13 protein-coding genes and 1 pseudogene are annotated in these 17929 nt (G+C 73.8%); 5 read left to right on the top strand and 9 right to left on the bottom strand.

Going from position 1 to position 17929, the window contains the following annotated elements:
• Positions 1 to 199 precede the first annotated feature (199 nt).
• Positions 200 to 1531 (top strand): YbjN domain-containing protein, encoded by a 1332-nt coding sequence (locus O7626_RS07220; RefSeq protein WP_278060380.1) that lies wholly within the window; start codon positions 200 to 202, stop codon positions 1529 to 1531.
• Here O7626_RS07220 and O7626_RS07215 read toward each other — a convergent pair.
• The 5 genes from O7626_RS07215 to thyX form a co-directional block, all read right to left on the bottom strand.
• Positions 1456 to 1956 (bottom strand): DUF2784 domain-containing protein, encoded by a 501-nt coding sequence (locus O7626_RS07215; RefSeq protein ID WP_278060379.1) that lies wholly within the window; start codon positions 1954 to 1956, stop codon positions 1456 to 1458. The genes O7626_RS07220 and O7626_RS07215 overlap by 76 nt on opposite strands.
• 154 nt (positions 1957 to 2110) lie before the next feature.
• On the bottom strand, positions 2111 to 3742 hold the full coding sequence (locus O7626_RS07210) for an alpha-lytic protease prodomain-containing protein (RefSeq protein WP_278060378.1): 1632 nt from the start codon (positions 3740 to 3742) through the stop codon (positions 2111 to 2113).
• A 193-nt stretch (positions 3743 to 3935) separates the two neighbouring features.
• Positions 3936 to 5624: a ribonuclease J gene (locus O7626_RS07205; RefSeq protein WP_278060377.1), complete on the bottom strand. Its 1689-nt coding sequence runs from the start codon at positions 5622 to 5624 to the stop codon at positions 3936 to 3938.
• A gap of 79 nt (positions 5625 to 5703) precedes the next feature.
• Positions 5704 to 6624 carry a 4-hydroxy-tetrahydrodipicolinate synthase gene (gene dapA, locus O7626_RS07200; RefSeq protein WP_278060376.1) on the bottom strand — a complete coding sequence of 307 codons (921 nt, stop codon included), beginning with the start codon at positions 6622 to 6624 and terminating at the stop codon, positions 5704 to 5706.
• A gap of 46 nt (positions 6625 to 6670) precedes the next feature.
• Positions 6671 to 7414, bottom strand: coding sequence for an FAD-dependent thymidylate synthase (gene thyX / locus O7626_RS07195; RefSeq protein ID WP_278066084.1), 744 nt, complete (start codon positions 7412 to 7414; stop codon positions 6671 to 6673).
• A 713-nt stretch (positions 7415 to 8127) separates the two neighbouring features.
• Here thyX and O7626_RS07190 point away from each other — a divergent pair.
• A complete protein-coding gene (locus O7626_RS07190) occupies positions 8128 to 9351 on the top strand; it encodes a helix-turn-helix domain-containing protein (RefSeq protein WP_278060375.1) in 1224 nt (407 codons plus the stop codon).
• A 170-nt stretch (positions 9352 to 9521) separates the two neighbouring features.
• The gene (locus O7626_RS07185) at positions 9522 to 12920 is read left to right on the top strand and encodes a S8 family serine peptidase (RefSeq protein WP_278060374.1); all 3399 of its coding nucleotides are present in this window, start codon (positions 9522 to 9524) and stop codon (positions 12918 to 12920) included.
• Positions 12921 to 12993: 73 nt separating this feature from the next.
• Here O7626_RS07185 and O7626_RS07180 read toward each other — a convergent pair whose 3' ends face one another.
• Positions 12994 to 13689: a hypothetical protein gene (locus O7626_RS07180; RefSeq protein WP_278060373.1), complete on the bottom strand. Its 696-nt coding sequence runs from the start codon at positions 13687 to 13689 to the stop codon at positions 12994 to 12996.
• A gap of 172 nt (positions 13690 to 13861) precedes the next feature.
• Here O7626_RS07180 and O7626_RS07175 point away from each other — a divergent pair, with 172 nt between their 5' ends.
• On the top strand, positions 13862 to 14242 hold the full coding sequence (locus O7626_RS07175) for a VOC family protein (protein ID WP_278060372.1): 381 nt from the start codon (positions 13862 to 13864) through the stop codon (positions 14240 to 14242).
• 19 nt (positions 14243 to 14261) lie between these two features.
• On the opposite strand, the gene O7626_RS07170 is transcribed toward O7626_RS07175, so the two are convergent.
• Positions 14262 to 14831 carry a DUF2752 domain-containing protein gene (locus O7626_RS07170; RefSeq protein WP_278060371.1) on the bottom strand — a complete coding sequence of 190 codons (570 nt, stop codon included), beginning with the start codon at positions 14829 to 14831 and terminating at the stop codon, positions 14262 to 14264.
• A 34-nt stretch (positions 14832 to 14865) separates the two neighbouring features.
• Positions 14866 to 16095 carry a crosslink repair DNA glycosylase YcaQ family protein gene (locus tag O7626_RS07165; protein WP_278060370.1) on the bottom strand — a complete coding sequence of 410 codons (1230 nt, stop codon included), beginning with the start codon at positions 16093 to 16095 and terminating at the stop codon, positions 14866 to 14868.
• A 72-nt stretch (positions 16096 to 16167) separates the two neighbouring features.
• Between O7626_RS07165 and O7626_RS07160 the strand changes: the two are divergent.
• Positions 16168 to 16608, top strand: a pseudogene (locus O7626_RS07160) (GNAT family N-acetyltransferase); the annotation flags it as partial.
• Positions 16609 to 16617: 9 nt separating this feature from the next.
• Here the strand turns inward: O7626_RS07160 and O7626_RS07155 are convergent.
• Positions 16618 to 17922: a glycosyltransferase 87 family protein gene (locus O7626_RS07155; protein WP_278060369.1), complete on the bottom strand. Its 1305-nt coding sequence runs from the start codon at positions 17920 to 17922 to the stop codon at positions 16618 to 16620.
• Positions 17923 to 17929: the final 7 nt, after the last annotated feature.

Below are 17929 nucleotides of genomic sequence, written 5' to 3'. Positions count from 1 at the left end.
AGGAGATTCCCCGCTTCTGCGGGTCGTGTCGGCCCGGCTACCTCGCAGATCACAGGTGCCGACGTAGTGAGCGCCGACGCGGGCAGTGCCGACGCAGCGAGTGCTGACGTAGCGAGGCCGCCACGCTGGGTAAGCTCACCGCCGGTCGGACCTCGCCGAAGAAAGGCACTCCCATGACCCAGCCCCGGGCAGCGGTCGGGTGACCGCCGACGAGTTGGCCGCCGCACTGGCGGACGCCCGGGACCGGCCGGACGACGCGGCCAAGCTCGCCGAACTCGACCGGATCGTGGCGTACGCCGACGCGGCCGGCGACCTGCGGCTCGGCTTCACGGCCCGGCTCGCCCTGGTCGAGGTGCGACAGCAGATCGAGCCGTGGCGGCTGCTCCCGCCGGTGCGATGGTGTCTCGACCTCGTCGACCGGGTGCCGGGGACGGTCGAGCAGTTCGACGCCGACCGGCTGCCCGACTACCACCGGGCGGCGGTGGCCGCCCTCTGCGCCACCTCCCGGCTGGCACTGGCCCGCGCCGAAGCCGCCCTCGACGACCTGGAGCGGCGACTCGGGGCGGCCGGGCGGAGCCGACGTCCGGCGTACGCGCTGCGTTGCCGGATCGCCGACCACGTCGGTGCCGAGCCGGCCGCCCGGCGGTGGTTGGCGCGGTGGCGGGCGGCGCCCCGGGACGGCTGGAGCGGTTGCGCCGGTTGCGAGGCGGTCGAGCAGGCGAGGCTGTTGACCGGCTGGGGCCGGTGGACCGAGGCGGTGCAGACCGTCGAGCCGGTGCTCACCGGCCGGCTGGACTGCCCCGACCAGCCGGAGCGGGCGCTCGGCACCGTCCAGTTGGCATATCTGCGCCTGGGCCGGTACGCCGAGGCCGCCGACGCGCACGTACGCGCCCACCGGCGGCACCGGCGGGAACGGGCCGGGTTCGCGTTCCTCGCCGACCACCTGCGGTTCTGTGCGCTCGCCGGGCACCACGACCGTGGGCTGACGATCCTCGCCCGGCACCTGCCCGAGTTGGACCGCCGGCACGACGAGGCGTCCGCGCTGGAGTTCGCCGCCGCCGGTGCGCTGCTCTGCCGGCTGGCCGGCGCGGCCGGTCTCGCCCGGCACCGGCCGCACCGTGCCGGACACGCGCAACGGCACCCCGCCGAGCTGACCGTCGCCGCGCTCGGCGGCGAACTCACGGTCACCGCCGAGGATCTGGCCGGCCGGTTCGACGCCCGCAACGGGACGAGCCACCAGTCCGGCCGGATCGCCGGCTGGCTGGCCGAATGCCCGGTGCCCGGCCCGGTGCCGCTGCCACCGGCGCCGACCGGCGCCGATCGGCGACCTGCTGCGATGCCGGGCGATCCGCGACGTGCCGAGGAATCAGGCGATCGTCGACCTGCTGCCCTGTCGCGCGATCCCCGGCGTGCCGGAAGACCAGACGATCCCCGGCGTGCCGAGGGACCAGACGATCACCGACGTGCCGAGGGACCGGGCGGAGCGCCACGTTCGCGGTCCGGCGGACACGATCGCGGACCGGTGGCGTGACGGGCTGCCCTGATCCGCGGCGCCGGCCCGGAGTCCTGGGCCGGGTCGAGCCGGTGCGCCGGGCGCAGCCGCCGGAACAGGCCGAGCCGGTGGGCCAGGCCGAGCCAGGAGACCAGGATCAGCACCGCGACGAGCGTCTGGGCGAGCCCGGCGTACCGCTCGGGATAGACCACGCCCTCGATGTAGCGGTCGATGAACCCCTGCCCGACGCCGGACTCGCCGGCCCGACGCCGTGCCCAGTGTTCGAGGTGGGTGAGCGGGCAGGCCAGGCGGGCGGCGACCACCAGCACCGCCCAGCCGGCAGTCGCCAGGTGCGGCCAGATCGTCCTCGGCCAGCGCCAGGCGATGAATCCGCCGAGCACCAGGTAGGCCAGGAAGCCGAAGTGCAGCGTCAACGCCAGCGTGACCAACAACCGGTAACTCATTGCCGCCTCCCGGGGCAAAGGCTACCCAGTCGGGCGACCGGCGGACCGGGTACGGATACTCAGCCCGCCGGCCGGCGCTGTATCGACTCGGGCCCCGGCCCCGCCCTTCGAATCGGAGCCGGGGTCGAAGCCAGAGCCGGGGTCGGGGGCAGCCTCAGCGAACCGAGAAGCCCAGGGTGTAGTCGCCGGAGCCGCGCCGGGCCTCGACCCGGTATCGGTAGAAGCCGGCGCTGCCGGTGAAGGAGATCCGCTCGTCGGCGGTCGGCCCGGCGGAGACGGCCACGGTACGCCAGCCACCCCGGCTCCACCTCTGGAGTACCAGGTCGAAGTTGGCCCCGTCCGGCCCGTCCAGGCAGCCGGTCTGCCGGCCGTGCCCGGCCCGGAAGTAACGGCCGGCGGGCTGCACCTGGCGGCGCCCGGCGCCCAGGGTGGCCGCCTTCAACGCCCTGTGCCCGACACACTCCGAACCCGGCGGCGCCTCGGCCGCTGGCGGGTCCTCGCCGGCCGGCGGCTCGGTGGCCGGCGGTTCGGTCGCGGCGGGCGGCTCGGTGCCGGCCGGCGGCTCGGCAGGCGGCGTCGCACCGTCGGCGGTGGTGACCAGGGTGAGCTGGTTGACCTCCAGGATCTCGGTCAGCGGCTGGAAGAACGTGGTGCCGCCCACCGTGCAGTCGCCGGAGCCACCGGAGGTGACCCCCTGGGCCTGGTCCCCGGACATCCACGAACCGCCGGAGTCGCCCGGCTCGGCGCAGACGTCCGTCCGGGTCAGCCCGGTGACCGTGCCCTCCGGGTAGACGACGGTGGCGTTCAGCGCCTCCACGACACCGCAGCGGGCCCCGGTGGTGGAGCCGAAGCGGCAGATCGAGCTGCCCACCGGCGCCTCCTGGCCACCGGCGACGGCGATCGTGCCGCCGTCGAAGTCGTTCACCACCGGCTGCGGCACCCAGTCGTCGTTGGTCTGCACCACGCCCCAGTCGTCACCGGGGAACGAGGAGGCCGAGACGACACCCTGGGCGACCCCGTCCGGGCTGCTGGTGGTGGCACCCTCCGCTCCACAGTGGCCGGCGGTGACGAAGCCGCCGACGACGGAGAAGCCGATCGAGCAACGCGCCCGCCCGTCGATCAGGTAGGGGTCACCGCCCCGCACGTCGATCAGCGGCACCGGCGCCTCCGCCGAGGCGACCACCTCGACCGCGTCCGCCGGGGCGCCACTGGCCCGGACGAAGCGCCGCACGTCGGCCTCGGTTCCCGGCTGGGCGCGTACCACGACGCGGTTGTTGGAGACGTCGACGTACCAGCCGGCGACGTCCGGGGTCGCCTCCTCGGCGATCCGGTCGAGGCTCGCCTTCACCGTGTCGAGCTGTCGGGCGTTCCGGGTGACGAGCTTCGGCTCGGCCCCGGCGGCACGTACCCGCGCCGCGGTCCCCTGGTCCGTCACCGCCACCATCAGCCGGTTGCCGTCGGCGGTGAACCAGGCGCCGCCGTACCCGGCACCCAGCTCGGCACGCAGCTGACGAGTGGTGGTCCGGGCCCACCGCTCACGGTCGAGGCGGGTGCGCGCCTGCGCCTCGGTCAGCGACAGGTCCCGGCGCAACGCGTCGACGAGCTGGCGGGACGGGTTGGCCGGTTCCGGTCGCGGCGGATCCTCGCCAGCCAACGCCGGCCAGGTCACCGCCGCCAGACCGGCCACGGTCGCCACCGTCACGCCGATCGCGATCCCCCGCCGCTGTGCCGTACTCCGCCGACTGACCGTGCCTCGCCGGCTCCGCGTCGCGCGTCCGCGATCCATCGATCGCCTCCTTCACCTCGGGCAGCCCGCGGGAAGGTACGGCCGACAGCCAGCCGGCGATGAACGATCGGCGATGGGCAATCTCACAGCCGATCGGTTGAACCGTCAGCGCCACGGCTACGTAGAAGGAAGGGCCCCCTCTTATCGCTTTGCGTTGTAGAGGGGGCCCTTCCTTACACCTGAGGCGGGGCGGTCAGACCTCGACCACGGTCGGGACGATCATCGGGCGGCGCCGGTACGCGTCGTTCACCCAGCGGCCGACGGTCCGGCGGACGATCTGCTGCAACTGGTGCGGGTCGGTGATCCCGTCGGTGGCCGCCCGGCCGAGCGCCTCGGTGATCAGCGGGATCACCGGGTTGAACGCCTCCGGGTCGTCGGAGAAGCCCTTGGCGGAGATGGCCGGGCCGCCGACCACCTTGCCGGTGACCGAGTCGACCACCACGGTCGCCGAGATGAAGCCGCCGTCGCCGAGGATCCGCCGCTCGGTGAGGAGCGACTCGCCGACGTCGCCGACGGCGAGGCCGTCGACGTAGACGTACCGGCTCTTCAGGTGGCCGACCACCCGGGCGTGCCCCTCGACGAGGTCGACGACGTCGCCGTCCTCGCAGAGCACCACCCGGTCCGGCGAGACCCCGGACTCGATGCCGAGCCGGGCGTGCGCCCGCAGGTGCCGCCACTCGCCGTGCACCGGCATCAGGTTGCTCGGTCGGACGACGTTGAGCAGGTAGAGCAGTTCACCGGCGGGGGCGTGCCCGGAGACGTGCACCTTGGCCACGTCCTTGTGGATCACGGTCGCGCCGGCCCGGGAGAGCTGGTTGATCACCCGGTAGACCGAGGTCTCGTTTCCCGGCACCAGCGAGCTGGCCAGCACGACGGTGTCGCCGGGGGCGACGGTGATGTGCCGGTGGTCGCCGGTGGCCATCCGGCCCAGCGCGCTCATCGGCTCGCCCTGGGAACCGGTCGACATCAGCACGATCCGGTCCGGCGGCAGCGCGGTCGCCTCGTCCAGCCCGACGACCAGGCCCGGCTCGATCCGGAGCAGCCCGAGGTCGCGGGCGATGCCCATGTTGCGCACCATCGACCGGCCGATGAAGGCGACCTTGCGGCCGTGCTCGGCGGCGGAGTCCAGTACCTGCTGCACCCGGTGCACGTGCGAGGCGAACGAGGCGACGATGATCCGGCCGCGCGCCTTGGCGAAGATCGAGTCGAGTACCGGGCCGATCTCCCGCTCCGGGGTGACGAAGCCGGGGATCTCGGCGTTCGTCGAGTCGGAGAGGAGCAGGTCGACGCCCTCGCCGCCGAGCCGGGCGAAGCCGGCCAGGTCGGTGATCCGGCCGTCCAGCGGGAGCTGGTCCATCTTGAAGTCGCCGGTGTGCAGCACCAGCCCGGCCGGGGTGCGGATCGCCACCGCGAGGGCGTCCGGGATCGAGTGGTTGACCGCGAAGAACTCACACTCGAACGGGCCGAGCCGCTCCCGGCCGCCCTCCCGGACCGTCAGGGTGTACGGCTCGATCCGCCGCTCGGCCAGCTTCGCCTCGACCAGGGCGAGGGTGAACTGCGAACCGACCAGCGGGATGTCCGGTTTGTGGGCGAGTAGGTATGGAACCGCCCCGATGTGGTCCTCGTGCCCGTGGGTCAACACGATCGCCTGCACGTCGCCGAGCCGGTCCAGGATCGCGGCGAAGTCCGGCAGGATCAGGTCCACCCCGGGCTGCTCGACGTCGGGGAAGAGCACCCCGCAGTCGACGATCAGCAGCTTGCCGTCGTACTCGAAGACGGTCATGTTCCGCCCGATGGCGCCGAGCCCGCCCAGTGGCATGATCCGCAGCCCGCCCTCGGGCAGCGGCGGCGGCGGCTCCAGCTCGATTCCCGGCTGGCTCATGCCGTCACTCCGCAACGCCGTGCCCCGGCAACACCCCGCGCCCCGGCGCGAAGCCGTGCCCCGATCTTCCCGCGCGTGCTCACGGCAGCTCCAGCCCGGCGTCGGCGCAGTCGACCCGCAACTGGGCGACCTCGTCGGCGGTGGCCTCCACCAGTGGTGGGCGTACCGGCCCGGCGGGCAGCCCCCGGGCGGCCAGGGCCGCCTTGACCAGGATGGTGCCCTGGGTGCGGAAGATGCCGGTGAACAGCGGCAGCAGCCGTCGGTGCAGGGCCAGCGCCTCGGCGGTGGCGCCCCGGTCGTACGCCTCGATCATCTGCTTGGTGAGTGCCCCGGTCAGGTGGGTGGAGGTGCCGACCAGGCCGACCCCGCCGATCGCCAGGGCGGGCAGCGTCAGGGCGTCCTCGCCGGAGTAGTACGCCAGGTCGGTCCGGCCGGTAACCGCCGAGCTGGCGATCAGGTCGCCCTTGGCGTCCTTCACCGCGACGATCCGCTCGTGCCCGGCGAGCCGCAACAGGGTCTCGGTGGCGATCGCCACCCCGCTGCGGTGCGGGATGTCGTAGAGCATCACCGGCAGCGCGGTGGCGTCGGCGACCGCGGTGAAGTGCCGGACCAGCCCGGCCTGCGGCGGCTTGTTGTAGTACGGCGTGACCACCAGCAGCCCGTGCGCCCCGGCCTTCTCGGCGGCACCGGCCAGCTCGATGGTGTGCCGGGTGTCGTTGGTGCCGACCCCGGCGACCACCCGGGCCCGGTCGCCCACCGTCTCGACCACCGTGCGGACCAGCCGCTCCTTCTCCGCGTCGCTGGTGGTCGGCGACTCACCGGTGGTGCCGTTCACGACCAGCGCGTCGTTGCCCTGCTCGTCCACCAGGTAGGCCGCAAGCCGGGCCGCACCGTCGAGATCCAGCGAGCCGTCGGTGGTGAACGGGGTCACCATCGCGGTGAGCAGACGGCCGAACGGGCGGGGTGCGGCCCGATCGGCGTTGACAGGGTGGTGGGTCATGCGAACAACCTATCGGACTGCCGCCGCCCGACCGGCGGGGAAGGGTTCAGGACAACTGGGCGTACGGGCTGGTGGCGATCTCGGTGCCGTCCGGCAGCGCCTTGATGGTGAAGTCGCCGAAGACGTTCGGGGCGACCCGCTGGAGTTGCCGCAGGCACTCGACGGCCAGCTCGCGGATCTCGACGTCGGCGCCCTCGGTGGCCCGCATCGCCACGAAGTGCCGCCAGGCGCGGTAGTTGCCGGTGACCACGATCCGGGTCTCGGTGGCGTTCGGCAGCACCGCCCGGGCGGCCTGCCGGGCCTGCTTGCGGCGCAGTGTCGGGTTCTGCACGTCGGCGAACCGCCGCTCCAGCCCCTCCAGCAGGTCGTTGTACGCCCGCAGGCTCGCCACACCCGCCTCCACGAAACGCTTGTGCAGCTCCGGGTCGTCGGCGATCACCGCCGGCTCCACCATCGCGGCCTCCCGCTCCGGCACGTACCGCTGGGAGAGCTGGGAGTAGGAGAAGTGCCGGTGCCGGACGAGTTCGTGGGTGAACGAGCGGGACACGCCGGTGAAGTAGAAGGTCACGCTGCCGTGCTCCAGCACGGAGAGGTGCTGGCTCTCCAGGATGTGCGTGAGATAGCCCGCGTTTGTCGCGGTGGCCGGGTTGGGCTTGCGCCACGACTGGTAGCAGGCCCGGCCGGCGAACTCGGCGAGCGCCTGGCCGCCGTCCGCGTCGGTCGACCAGGGGACGTCCTCCGGGGGTTCGAAGTGCGTCCACGCGATGACCTTGACCTGGGGGACCACCATCTCCGGCATTCCTCGGACTCTAGTCCGCCCCCGCCGCCGGCCGGACGACCCCCTGCCGACCTGTCGGCCGGCGCGTGCGGAGCGGTCGCCGGGGACGGCGGCCGGGCATGCCGGATCGGGCCTCAACGCTGGCCGGGCCGCCGGGGGCCGGGATGCGGGCGGGGGCCGGGATGCGGGCGGGGGCCGGGATGCGGGCGCGCAGGCCGGCGGCGGTGCCGTGGCCGATACCCGGCGGGTGGGCGGTCCCGCGGCCGATCCGGCACGATCACCCCGCCCGGCCCGCCCGGCCCGCCCGGCCCGCGCAGCCCTGCCGACCTGTCCGGCCCGTCCGGCGCCGGTTCGTCCGGGCGGGGCGGGCGGGGCGCCGGGGGACCGCACCGGCGCAGCCAGGCCCGAGCGGTCGCGGTCGCCACGGCGGTGCCGAGGAGCAGCAACCCGGTTCCCCAGAGTCGGGCACGATGAGGCATTCTGTCATCGACCTTCCACGATCAGTGATCTTCCCAGTGGTGGTCCTGCCGCAACCGGCGCGGGCTTGCCGACCGGCCGGCGCGGCAGGACCACGGCACGCCCGCCAGCCGGACCGACCGGCGAGGAACCGCAGGTACTCTCGCCGGCCCGTCGACTGTCGGAAAAGAGCACCGGCGCCCTACCCCCGCGTTCCCGACAGCCCCGCCGAATGTCGGGAACACCCACACCCGGCAAGGACGACCGACATGCCCTCCGGACCTCCCGGCATCGACGACGACACGATCCGCGCCCGCTGCGCCAGTACCGAGGCGGCGGCGTACACGCTCTACGTCCGGCGGCTGGCCGGCGGGCCGGAGCTGGCCGGCGGGCCGGCGGAGGTGCTGCGCAGGGCGGCTGCCCGGGGCGTACTGCCGGCCCGTTTCAGCAGGCAGACCCTCTCCGAGCACCTTTCCGGGCGCTACCGGCACGGGCCGCCGTGGGAGACCACAGAGATGATCATCGAGTGCCTGCCGGCGGACGCACCCCGGGACCGCATCCGGGCCGAGGCCGCCGACCTGCACCGCCGGGCCGAGGCAGCCGCGGCACAGCACCGGCCTTCCGCCGGACAGCCCGCCCGGCGTCGGAAAACGGCGCACCCGAGTTCCGACAAGCCGAGTTCCGACAAGCCCGGTTCCGACAAGCCCGGTTCCGACAACCCGCCCGATCCCGCTCGGACGGCGGCGCACACCAGTTCCGACAGACCCGGACCCGACAACCCGACCGGTCCCGACAGGCCGCCCCGCCCGGACAACTTGCCCCGCCCGGACGTCACCGGTCCGGAACCGGCCGGTTCCGGCGGCTCCGTCGACCGCTCTGCGGTCCGGAACCGGGCCGGTCTGGGGGTACGCCGGCCGAACGCCCCCGGGCCGGGCCGGCACGCCGCGACCCCGGCCGGACGTACCCCGAACAGCGCACCGGGCGCCGACGGCAGGCCGGACGCCAACCAGGCCCGGAGGCAGTACGGGTCGGCAGCGGATCGGGGCGGGCCGGGCCGCGACGTCGCGGTCGACATCGCGGACCTGCGGGCCGACTGTGCCCGGCTGACGGTGCAGGTGCTGCTGCTCGGGGAACACGGCAGCCGTCCGGACCACCGGACCGCCGAGCTGTTCGCCGCGCTCCAGGGACGGCAGCGCGGCCCGCTCGGCCAGCTCTCCCGGCACATCGTCCCGGCCGCGCCACTGCCGCTGCGCGCCCTGGCCCAGTACCTCTGCGCGTACGCCGAACTCGGTCGCTGCACCGTCACCGAACTGGCCGTCCGGACCGGGCTCTCGGTGGCGACGGTGGCCGAGATCCTCGCCGCCCGGCGGCCGCCGACCGAGGCCGAGCTGCACGACCTGGCCACCGTGCTCGGCGCGGACGCCGGGGTCGTCCGGCAGCTCGCCGGTCACGCCCGGAGCGTCCGGGCCGGCACGCCGGGGGCGCACCGGTAGATCCGCCCTGGCCGGTCCCGGTGGGCCGGGCCGGCCGAGTCCTTTTCGGACAGCTGAACCGCCGGTCGATCATCTCAATCTATGGACGTCAATGTTGCTGCTTCTCCGGCGATGTGTTTCGGTCGATGTGCAGCCGTGCCGGTATGACCGGTATCCAGGGGAGGCACACCATGAATCCAGTTAAAAGGCTTACGTGGGGAGTAACGGGTCTCGCCCTGCTGGTCACGTTCGCCGTACCGGGACCGCCGGCCGGCACGGCTGCCCTGGCGGCACCGCCGGGACAGACCGGGTACGCGGCAGCGGCGCCGACCGGGTTCCCGCCAGCGGCCGGGTCGCCGACCCCACCCGGCACCGGCCAGACCGACCCGTCGGCGGGTACCGGCGCCCGGACGGTCAGCCTGGTCACCGGCGACCGGGTCACCGTCACGGCCGACTTCAAGGCCAGCGTCGAGCCAGGACCCGGCCGGACCGGCGTCGAGTTCCTGACCCGCCGGATCGGCGACCGGCTGCACGTGATCCCGACCGACGCCCTCGCCCTGGTCCGGGGTGGGCGGCTGGACGAGCGGCTCTTCGACGTCACCGCCCTGCTGGAGTTCGGCTACGACCGCCGGGGCGACCTGCCGCTGCTGGTGACGTACGCCGGTGCCGACGACCGGGCACAGGGCGGGAGCGCGCTGGTCGGAGCCGGCGCACGACTGGTCCGCGACCTGCCGCCGGTGGCCGGACAGGCGGTGACGGTGGACCGGGACGGGCTGCCCCGGTTCTGGACCGGCCTCACCGGCGCCGAGCCGACCCGGCGCACCATGGCCGCGACCGTGCGCACCGTCTGGCTCGACGGACTGCGCCGGCCCGCCCTCGCCGAGAGTGTGCCCCAGGTCGGCGCCCCGGCCGCCTGGGCCGCCGGTTTCGACGGCAGCGGGGTGACGGTCGCCGTACTGGACACCGGGATCGACGAGACCCACCCGGATCTCGCCGGACAGGTGACCGGACAGCGCAACTTCACCGACGGCGTCGAGGACGACCGGGACACCATCGGGCACGGCACCCACGTGGCCTCCACGGTGGCCGGTACCGGCGCGGCCCGATTCACCGGCGTCGCACCCGGCGCCCGGCTGCTGGACGGCAAGGTCTGCGCGGCGAACGGCTGCACCGAGTCGGCGATCATCGCCGGGATGCAGTGGGCGGCGGAGTCCGGCGCCCGGGTGGTCAACATGAGCCTGACCGGCACCGACACCCCGGTGGTGGACCCGATCGAGCAGGCGCTCGGGCAGTTGACCGAGGCGCACGACACCCTCTTCGTCGTCGCCGCCGGCAACATCCCGGGCGCCGGTACCGTCGGCTCGCCGGCCACCGCCGACGCCGCCCTGGCGGTCGGCGCGGTGAGCAAGTCCGACGGGCTGGCCGGCTTCTCCAGCCAGGGCCCCCGACTCGGCGACGGCGCCATCAAGCCCGACCTGACCGCGCCCGGCCTGGAGATCGTCGCCGCCCGCAGCGTCGACTCCGGGCCGGAGGTGCCGGAAGGAAGCGGCATCGCCATGTCCGGCACCTCGATGGCCACCCCGCACGTCGCCGGAGCCGCCGCGATCCTGGCCCAGCGCCGGCCGAACCTGCCGGCGCCCCGACTCAAGGCGGCGCTGATGGCCGCCGCCCGGCCCAACCCCGAACTCGGCGTCTTCGCCCAGGGTGCCGGCCGGCTCGACGTCGCCCGCGCCGTCGACCAGCAGGTCACCGCCGACCCGCCGAGCCTGAGCTTCGGCCGCCAGTCCTGGCCGCACGACGACGACACCCCGGTCCGGCGTACGGTGCGCTACCACAACGCCGGCAGCACGCCGGTGACGATGCAGGTCGGGGTACGGGCGGTCGCGCCGGACGGTGTCGCCGTACCCGCCGGGATGTTCACGGTCACGCCGAGCAGCGTCACCGTACCGGCCGGCGGCACCGCCGAGGCGACGGTCACCGCCGACACGGCCGGCAGCGGCGGCCCGCTCGGGCAGCTCACCGGCCTGCTCACCGCGACCGTGAGCGGCGGCGGCGGTGTGCCCACCCCGCTGGCGCTGGACCGCGAGGTGGAGAGCTACGACGTCAAGGTCGCGCACCTCGGCCACGCCGGCGAGCCGACCACCGGCTACCTGACCATGCTGGCCGGACTGGACCGGTCGTACGCGGTCTCGATGCCGGCCACCGGCGACGGCACGGCCACCCTGCGGGTGCCGAAGGGGCGCTACTCGGCCCTCACCGCCATCACCAGCCCGCTGGACGGGGTCTACCTGACAAGCGTCCTGGCCCAGCCGGAGCTGGACGTCAGCGGCGACCGGAGCGTCGTGCTCGACGCCCGGCTGGGTCGGCCGCTCTCGGTGACCGTGCCGACCAGCGGCGCCCGGCAGGTCTTCGCCGAACTGGCCACCAGCGTGCTGGCCGCCGGGCGCACCGTCGAGGTCGGCACCCTCGGCAGCACCTTCGAGCGGCTGCGCACCGGCCGGGTCGGGCCGGACCAGGCCGCCGCCGGGTTCGTCTCCCGGACCACCGCCACCTTCGCCCCGCCGGAGCCGGCCGACCACTCGTACGCGTACCTGCTCTGCTGGCTGGACGAGGGGCGGATGGGCAGCGGCTTCACCCGGCAGGTGACCGCCGCCGAGCTGGCGACCGTCCGGGCCGACCACGGTCACGAGTCCTCCGGCAGCAACGGCCGGAAACTCGCCTGGGCGGTGCTGCCGGAGTCGGTGATGGGCGGCTTCGCACACGCGATGACGTTCCCGCTGCCGTCGACCCGGACCGAGTACTACAACACCGACGGCCGGGCCCAGTGGTTCCGGTCGGTCGACGAGACCACCGGCTCCGGTGCGGAGCAGGCGTACCTGACCAGCCTGGTGGCGCCGCCGATGACGTACCGGCCCGGACAGGCGTACCAGGAGCAGTGGAGTCGCGGGGTGTTCGGGCCGACGGTGGCGGCACCGCCGTACGAGCACCAGTGGGTGACCCGGCTCGGCGACACCCTCACCGTGCAGGCCCCGCTCTACGGCGACGGCGTCGGCCGGGCCGGCTTCTCCTCGATCGCCACCGGACGGATAACCCTGGAACACGACGGCAAGGTGATCAGCGACCTCGACGGCCTGTACGGGACGATCGAGCTGCCCCCGGAGACCGGCGACTACCGGCTGACGATGACGGCCGAACGCGGCGGCCCGGCGACGCTCTCCACCAGGGTCGGCGTCACCTGGACCTTCCGTTCCGGGCACGTCGACGGGGAGACGCCGAGCCGGTTGCCGATCTCCACCGTCCGCTTCTCGCCCCGGGTGGACAGCGACAACAGCACCCCGGCCGGCCAGACCGGCACCGTGCCGGTGACCGTCACGGCACAACCCGGGTCGGGAGCCGGCGCCAACGAGGAGCTGACCGTCGAGGTGTCCTACGACGACGGCGTCACCTGGGCTCCGGCCGAGGTGACAGCCGGGCAGGCGGTACTGCGGCATCCGGCCGAGTCGGGGTACGTCTCGCTGCGGGCCAGCGCCACCGACACCGCCGGGAACACGGTCACCCAGACGGTGATCCGGGCGTACAGGATCGGCTGACGGCGGATCTGGGCCTCCGGCCGCAGGTTGGCGGTGGGCGGGCGACGGGCTTGTCCGGGGTGGCCCGGCCGGCTCAGGTCGGCGGCTCGACGAGGAGGGACTGCCGCTCGCTCCACAGCCAGTGCAGGTACTGCCGCAGCTCGTCCAGGGTGGCGACCCAGCCCCGCTGCTGGTAGCTGAGGATCCGGACCGCCTCGCCGGGAAGCAGGTCGTAGGCGCTCGCCCCGGTCTCCGGGACGGCGCTGCCCGGCGGGACCGGTGTCGGGTCCGGGACGAGGGCCACCCGGACACCCCGCCGGCCGAGCGCCTTGAGCACCGTGAGGTAGACCCGGGGCAGGTGGTACGCGGAGACGCTGAGCCCGAGGCTCGCCAGGCCGAGCACGTCGACCTGCTCGGCGATCCACCCCGCCTGTAGTCCGGTGTTGGGGGCCGGCTCGGCCTGTAGGTGCACCCGGTCGAGCCGGCGCAGGCCGAGCCCGCGCAGGTAGTCGAGGGTGATCTCGGTGTACGTCTCCTCCGCCGGGTTGCCGTTCGCGACCAGGAGGTGGCCGATGTCCCGGTTGGTCTCCCAGCGCCGGATGGCGTGCCGCAGCCGGCCTTCCTCGCCCTGGCCGACCGGCACGACGAGCGCGTCGACGCGGTCGACGGCCGCCCGCGGCAGGGCCAGGATCGTCGTGAAGGCCGCCAGCACGTCGGTCAGCTGGGCGGCCGTGAAGCCGGCGAGATCTTCGGCCGGCGTCACCCGGCGGGGCAGTGTGGTCAGCGGCACCGGAGGTGGGTCTCCCGTCTCGGTTCTGGACATTTCGGATTCAGTTCTGGCGCTGGCTCTGGCGTGGAACGCGTGCAGGTTAGCGTGCGGGTCAGCCGGTCGAGGTACGGTCCTGGCGATTCGTACCCCGAAATCCGGCGAGGATGCCGGGCCGACGGACTGGAGGACGCCGATGGCCGGGCCTGTCACCTTCGACCGGGTCGCCCCGGTGGTACCGGTACGCGACCTGGACGCCGCGCTCGACCGCTACCGGCGGCTGGGCTTCACCGTACGCCCCTACACCGGTGCCGACCGGTACGGCTTCGTCGAGCGCGGTGCGGTCTGCCTGCACCTGACGGAGTGGGCCGAACACGATCCCGCCAGGACAGCCTCCACCGTCTACCTCTACGTCTCGGACGCCGACGCCCTGCACGCCGCCTGGGCCGGCGCGGGTGTCGAGGGCCGGCTCGGCGAGGTACGCGAGACCCCCTACGGGCTGCGCGAGTTCGCGTTCGTCGACCCGGACGGGACGCTGCACCGGATCGGCTCCCCGAGCCCGACCGGCACGCCGTAGCGGGCCGGGTGGGGCCGGATCAGACGTAGAACGCGTCGAACGGGGCCCAGGGCAGGTTGCGCAGTACCGAGAAGACGCCCCAGGCGGCCAGGAAGATGCCGATCGTCTTCGGGGTGATCTCCAGTTGAGGCAGCCGCCAGCCGAAGATCTGCTTCCCGGCCCAGGCGACGTAGAGGTAGAGCAGGAAGGGCAGGGCGAAGACGAAGAGCAGGTGGTGCCGGGCTGCTGCCGGCAGGTCGCCGTTCAGGACGTACCAGAAGGCGCGGGTGCCGCCGCAGCCCGGACAGTCCAGTCCGGTGGTGAGCTTGAGGATGCAGGACGGGGCGGCGTCGGGAGCGCTGCGGGTCGGATCGGTGAAGAGGGTGAAGCCGACGGCACCGGCCAGGCAGCCGAGCGCCGCCACCGGGGCGAGCCAGCGGGGTGCCCGCGCCTGGATCCGGTTGACGAACCGGGTGAGCCGGTCGGGTTCGGCGGCGGCGTACGGCGGCACCGCATAGCCCGGGTAACCCGGATAGTCGGGGTGACCGGGGTGACCCGGATGCTCGGTGGTCCCGGCCGGATCGGACCGGGTGTCGTCAACGTTTGTCATTCCGCCTCGCCCGTCACCGGTTCCGTCCACCAGGTCACCGTACCGCGAGCATGCCGGCGAGGGCGGCGGCGAGCGGCCCGGCCAGGTCTCCCCCGGTCGGCGGCGCCACGGTGGCCAGGCCGAGCCAGCCGGCCAGCCGGTGCAACTCGGCGGCGAGCGCCCCGGCCGTCTCGACCGGGTCGGTGCCGGGCTCGGCCCAGGCCGCCGGCACCAGCAGTGTCCCGGCCTTCCGGTCGGCCTTCAGGTCGACCCGGGCGACGAACCGGTCGCCGAGCAGGAACGGCAGCACGTAGTAGCCGTGGACCCGCTGCGGGGCGGGCACGTAGATCTCGATCCGGTAGCTGAACCCGAAGAGGCGTTCGGTGCGGGACCGTTCCCAGATCAGCGGGTCGAAGGGGCTGACCAGGGTGCTGGCCCGGACCCACCGAGGCAGCCGGGCGTCCCGGTGCAGATAGGCCGGCAGCCGCCAGCCCCGCACGGTGACCGGGCGCAACTCGCCCGCCTCGACCAGCTCGGCGAGGGCGGTCCGGGCGGCGGCGACCGGCAGCCGGAAGTAGTCCCGCAGCTCCGGCTCGGCCGCCACCCCGAGCGCCTGGGCCGCGATCCCGACCAGCTGCCGGTAAGCCTGCGCCGGCTCCGGGGTCGGGGTGGCCAGCACCTCCGGCGGCAACACCCGCTCGGGTATGTCGTAGACCCGGGCGAAGGCGCTGTTCCGGGCGGCGGCGGTCAGTTCGCCGGCCCAGAAGAGGTATTCGCAGGCGCGTTTGACCGCCGACCAGTTCCAGCCCCAGTTGCCGGTCTCCCGGGGCGCGTCGTGCTCGATCTCGGCGGCGGTCATCGGGCCGCCGTCGCGTACCTCGTCGAGGACCCGGGCGACCAGGGCCGGCTGCTCGACCGCGATCCGGCGCATCCCGCCCCAGGCGTCGGTGTGCGCGGCAGCCATCCGCCAGCGCAGCGCCGGTTGCAGGTCGACCCGGACCAGTGACGCCTCGTGCCCCCAGTATTCGAAGAGATCCCGGGGGCGCCGGTAGGCGGACCGGTCCAGCAGCTCGGTCGGATAGGGCCCGAGCCGGCTGTAGAGCGGCAGGTAGTGCGCCCGTTGCAGGACGTTCACCGAGTCCATCTGGAGCAGCCCGAGCCGGCCGAGCACCCGGCGCAGGTGCCGGCGGGTCGGCACGGCTCCCGGAGCGGGGTCACCGAAGCCCTGGGCGGCCAGCGCGATCCGCCGGGCCTGGGACAGCGACAAAGATTCGGGTACGGCCATCGCTGTAGGACCCTAGCCGATAGGTCCGACACCGTGCTGGACCTGACCGCCGGAACCGGATAAAACCGTCATGTGCCAGCTATCAGTCCCGAGCTTCCCGACGACGCCCCGGCCATCGCCGAGGTGCACGTGCGGAGCTGGCAGGCGGGGTACGCCGAACTCATGCCCGCCGAGGTGCTGGCCCGGCTGAACGTCGCCGCCTGGGCACAGCGCCGCCGCGACCTCGGCACCGCCGAGCCCGACCACCCGTTCCGGACCCTGGTGGCCCGGGACGTCGACGGCGGGGTGCTCGGCTTCTGCACCGCCGGGCCGTACCGGATCGAACAGGACCCGGACCGCCTCGACCACCGGTACGCCGAGATCCTCGGCCTCTACGTCCGGCCCGGCCGCTGGGGTGCCGGAGTGGGCCGGCGCCTGCTGGCCGCCTCCGTCGCCGAGCTGACCGCCCTCGGCTGGACCGAGCTGCGGCTCTGGGTGCTCGCCGGCAACCTCCGGGCCCGCCGGTTCTACGAGCGGGCCGGACTAGTCGCCGATGGCGAGCGGTCGACCTACGAACTGCAACGGCCGGGGGGACGGCCGCCGCTCGGGCTGCTCGAACTCCGCTACGCCGGCCGCCTCGGCGAGCTGGCTCGGCCCCCGCACGGGTAGCACCAGCAGCAGTGCGACGCTGATCCAGACATAGAAGTTGCTGCCCAGGAAGCCGAGCAGGCCGTCGAAACGGCGCTCCCAGACCCAGACCAGTCGACTGATCAGCACCAGGTAGGCGAAGACGGCGAACCGCAGCAGCCAGCGCCGCCGCCCGCTCCCGGCCGGGGCCGCGTAGGCGTTGTCGACGAGCAGGATCAGCGCCGGGATCAACCAGACCAGGTGGTGTACCCAGGTGACCGGGCTGACCAGGCTCTGCACCACACCGGTCAGGGCCAGCCCGGTCGCCTCGTCACCGACCGCCGCCGTGGCCCGTACCCGCCAGATCCAGACCGCCACCGTCGCCGCCACCAGCGCCAGCCAGAGCACCGTGTTCGGATGGTCCGGGTCCAGCCGGGCGACCACGCCCTGCCAGGACTGGTTCGAAATGAAGGACAGCGAACCGACCCGGTCGGTGTCCCAGAGTGCGGTGGTCCAGAACTCCCGGGACGCGTCCGGGGCGATCGCGGCGGCGAGCAGGGTGGCCCCGGCGGCGCTGCCGCTGGCCACCAGCGCCGCCCGCCAGCGCCCGGTGACCAGCAGGTAGACGATGAAGATTCCCGGGGTCAGCTTGATCGCGGTGGCCAGCCCGATCCCCACCCCGGCGAACCGGCGGTACCGTTCCGGCAGCCGCCGCCCGAACGGGGTGACCGGGGCGACCAGCCAGAGCAGGTCGGCGCCGACCAGGAAGAGCAGCAGCATGTTCACCTGGCCGAAGTTGACCGTCTCACGCATCGGCTCGAAGGCCGCCGCCAGGCAGAGGGCGACGGCCAGGGTGAACCACCGGGTCCAGCCCGTCCGGCGGGCGATCGGGTCGACAAGCCACCAGATCAGCAACGCGCTGGCCAGCCCGGTCAGGATGACGCTGATCACCATCGCCGCCGGCCAGTTCAGGTACGCCAGCGGCAGCATCACCAGCGCGGCGAACGGCGGATAGGTGAAGCCGTACTTGCTGTCCGGCTTGAGCCAGTCGTAGATCTGGCCGTCGGCGCGTACCCAGTGGTGCAGCGCCCCGTAGTAGACCCGCAGATCGAAGAAGCCGTGCCGGGCGGCGGCCACGGAGAGGAACCCGGCGACCAGTACGGCCAGTGCGATCACGAACAGCACCTGGTACCGGGTACGCCAACCGGCACCCTGCGCCATTACCGCC

It is taken from the genome of Micromonospora sp. WMMD1102 (assembly GCF_029626265.1).
In the GTDB taxonomy this organism is placed as follows: domain Bacteria; phylum Actinomycetota; class Actinomycetes; order Mycobacteriales; family Micromonosporaceae; genus Plantactinospora.
Note: the sequence above shows the minus strand (reverse complement) of the source record. Positions and strands in the feature narration are given on the sequence as shown.